The sequence below is a fragment of the Achromobacter sp. 46006 genome (assembly GCF_059761975.1).
Genome location: NZ_JCBANN010000122.1, coordinates 1 through 3,428, shown reverse-complemented (window position 1 = coordinate 3,428; position 3,428 = coordinate 1). Strand labels below are relative to the sequence as shown.

The following is a 3,428-nucleotide window of genomic DNA, read 5'->3' as shown; positions in this document are numbered from 1 at the left end:
GCCCGGCGGCGGGGTCGCCGCGGCGGGGCTCGGGCCGCGCGCCGCCCGGCGCGGGGGCGCCCGGGCTTCTGTCGGGCGTGGGACCGGCCCGGTTGCCTGGACGATTGTCCGGGCCGTTGCCTGGCCTGGCATCCGGTCCGGCGCCCGGCCGCGAGCCGGGGGCGCGATCGACAAACGCCTGCGGTGGACGGCCCTGGTTGTGCTGGAAGAACTGCGCCCGGTTGCCGCCGGCATCGCGGGCGTAGCCGCGCTGCGCCTCGGTTGGAGGATGGTGCGGTTCGTTGCGCGCGGCGATCTCGCGCGGGTCGGCGCGGCGCTGGATGCCGGCGGGGCCGCCGTTGTAGCTGATGCGGCGGTTATCGATGTTGTTGACCACGACGGTGTGGTTGTAGACGTTGGTGACGCGTGTCACATTCACGTTGGTCACGGCGCGGTTGTAGTAGAAGCGGTCGTGGTTCCAATAGCCTCCGACGTAGCCGATGCCGATGTAGCCAAAGCCATAGTTGATGCCGCCGTAGAAGCCGATGTGCGGTCCCCAATAGCCGGCGTGCCAACGGTAGATGCCGTCGACGAAGCCCCAATATCCGGGGGTCCACAGCGCGCCGGCGTAGGGCGCCAGCACCCAGGCACCAGGCACCCAGAAAAAGCCGTACCGGTTCAGGCTCCAGTAGCCCGGAACCCACATGTAGCCATCGCCGGGCGCGGGCGGCTGGGTGTAGACGGGCAGGGGCGGCGGCGGCTGCGGGCTGCGGTCGAGCGGCGCCAGGTTGGCGCTGGCGGGATCGCCATTGTCATAAGCGGGCGCGGCCGGGGCCGGCGGCGGCGCGTACGTCTGCGCCATGGCGCCGGCGCAGGCCGTCATCAGCACGGCGGCGGCCAGGGGGCGCAGGCGGGGAAGCAGGGCTGGGGCGTGCATGGCGTTTCCTTTGCGCGGCGCAGGCGCGGATCAATAGCCGTGGTAGTAGCCACCGTGATAGTAATAGTGCGGCGCGGGGTAATAGTAATAAGCGGGCGCCGGCCGGTAATAAGCCGGGCGCGCCGGCACCACTACACAGCCGGTCAGGGCGCTGGCCATGGCCAGCATCAGCAAAATGGTCTTCTTCATGGTCGATCTCCTGCCGAGCGTCTGGCGTGCGTCACGCCTTGTCTGGGCTCGTAGGGATTAGGCCACGTTTCGGGTATCGGGTTCGTGGGCTGAAATGGTTCCGAAACAGCTTTCGGGTGACGGATGTTTGCGCCAGCGTGACCGTTGATGTCGTTCGTAGCAATTATTCCTGGGCCGCGCATGAAAAAGGCCGCCTTGCGGCGGCCTGTCGGGATGGCGCGCAGGCGCCGTGGCGGTCAGTTCCAGCGGCCGCCGTTGCCGGCCAGGCTGAAGCGGCCGGCGCCCATGAAGGCAACGGCCAGGGCGGTGAACAGGAACATGCCTTGCAGTTCCAGCGCCCAGCCGCCATTGTTGGTCAGGTTGCCGATCTGGCTCGTATGGGCCAGCAGGATCGCGACCACCATGTTGATGGCGATGATCAGGCCACCCAGGCGGGTGTAGACGCCGATGATCAGCAGCACCGGCGCGATGATTTCGCCGATGTACACGCCATACGCCAGGAAGCCCGGCAGGCCGTGCGAGGAGAGCATGCCGGCGATGCCGCCGACGCCGCCGCCAGTGATCTTGAACAGGCCATGGAGCAGAATCAGAATGCCGAGGGTCAGGCGCAGGATCAGCTTGCCGGTATCGTCGGATTTGATCATGGTGGATTTCTCTTTATGGTGGTTAAGGGGAATGCGATGCGCCGGTTGGAGCGCACGCCGAGCCTTTGGTTCCCGCTCCCGCGCCGGCCGGCGCGGGGTGCGCCATTATGACAAATCCGGAATATGACCAGCAAGCGTTTTGCCCCGCACCGACGGGGCGGCGCAGAGAAATGCGTCCTACAGTTCCTCGAGATAGCGCATGCGGAAGCGCCGGCCCTTGATATTGCTGTTGGACAGGCGCGAGAACGCCTGTTTGGCGATCTTGCGGTCCAGCGCCACGTAGGCATTGAACTCGGTGATGTTGATCTTGCCGACCTGCTCGAAGGCCAGGCCGCCGTCGCCGGTCAGGGCGCCCAGCAGGTCGCCGGGCCGCAGCTTGTCCTTCTTGCCGCCCTGGATGCACAGGGTCACCATGGGCGCGCGCAGCGGCCGGTCGGCCTTGGGGCGCAGCGATTTCAGGTCGCCCCAGGTCAGCGGCGCGCCCTGGTACTGCTCGATCAGGTTGGCCCAGCGCATTTCGTCGGGCGAGCACAGGCTCAGGGCCAGGCCTTTCTGGTCGCCGCGGCCGCTGCGGCCGATGCGGTGCACGTGCACCTCGGTGTCCTTGGTGACGTCGACGTTGATGACCGCGCCCAGGTTCTGGATGTCCAGGCCGCGCGCGGCTACGTCGGTGGCCACCAGCACGGCGCAGCTCTGGTTGGCGAACTGGATCAGGATCTCGTCGCGCTCGCGCTGTTCCAGGTCGCCGTTCAGCGCCAGGGCGCTGATGCCCTCGGCCTGCAAGCGTTCGACCAGGTCGTGGCTGCGGATCTTGGTGTTGCAGAAGGCCAGCGTCGAGACCGGGCGGAAATGCGCCAGCAGCCTGGCCACCGCGTCCAGGCGTTCGGCAGGGTCGATCTCGTAGAAGATCTGTTCGATGCGGCTGGCGTCATGCTGCGCCTCGACCTTGACCTCGGCCGGGTTGCGCAGGAAGCGCGCGCTCAGCTTGCGGATGTTGTCGGGGTAGGTGGCCGAGAACAGCAGGGTCTGGCGCTTGGCGGGGCAATGCGAGGCGATGGCCACGATATCGTCGTAGAAGCCCATGTCGACCATGCGGTCGGCCTCGTCCAGCACCAGCGTGGTCAGGCCGGACAGGTCCAGGCTGCCGCGTTCCAGGTGGTCCTGGATGCGGCCGGGCGTGCCGACCACGATGTGGGTGCCGCGCGCCAGCGATTCGGCTTGCGGGCGGGCCGCGGCGCCGCCGCACAGCGTCAGGATCTTGACGTTGGCGATCTGGCGCGCCAGCCGGCGCAGTTCCTGCGCCACCTGGTCGGCCAGTTCGCGGGTCGGACAGAGCAGCAGCGCCTGCGGCGTCAGGCGGGCGGGATCGAGCTTTTGCAGCACGCCCAGGCCAAAGGCCGCGGTCTTGCCGCTGCCGGTCTTGGCCTGCGCGATGAGGTCGCGGCCTTCCAGGATCAGCGGCAGGCTTTGCGCCTGGATCGGCGTCATCTGCTCGAACCCCAGGCTTTGCAGATTGTCGAGCAGGGCGGGCAAAAGGGGCAGGGTGGTGAAGGGCGTCTGGGTCACGGCAGGGGCTCTCGCAGGAACTGCGATAAATACGGATTCGGCCGACAGTGTAAGGCCTGCGGGTTCCCCGGGGCGCCCGGACTGGCGCGCGCACCGGCCGCCGGGCGCACGCC

3 protein-coding genes and 1 pseudogene are annotated in these 3,428 nt (G+C 68.0%); all 4 read right to left on the bottom strand.

Going from position 1 to position 3,428, the window contains the following annotated elements; translation table 11 throughout:
* Positions 1 to 916: pseudogene (locus AC6LKG_RS26380) on the bottom strand (adenylate cyclase); the annotation flags it as partial.
* A 30-nt stretch (positions 917 to 946) separates the two neighbouring features.
* Positions 947 to 1,105 carry a hypothetical protein gene (locus tag AC6LKG_RS26375; protein WP_006385045.1) on the bottom strand — a complete coding sequence of 53 codons (159 nt, stop codon included), beginning with the start codon at positions 1,103 to 1,105 and terminating at the stop codon, positions 947 to 949.
* A 236-nt stretch (positions 1,106 to 1,341) separates the two neighbouring features.
* A complete protein-coding gene (locus tag AC6LKG_RS26370; RefSeq protein WP_498169920.1) occupies positions 1,342 to 1,749 on the bottom strand; it encodes a DoxX family protein in 408 nt (135 codons plus the stop codon).
* Between the two features lie 177 nt (positions 1,750 to 1,926).
* The gene (dbpA, locus tag AC6LKG_RS26365) at positions 1,927 to 3,315 is read right to left on the bottom strand and encodes an ATP-dependent RNA helicase DbpA (RefSeq protein ID WP_498169918.1); all 1,389 of its coding nucleotides are present in this window, start codon (positions 3,313 to 3,315) and stop codon (positions 1,927 to 1,929) included.
* Positions 3,316 to 3,428: the final 113 nt, after the last annotated feature.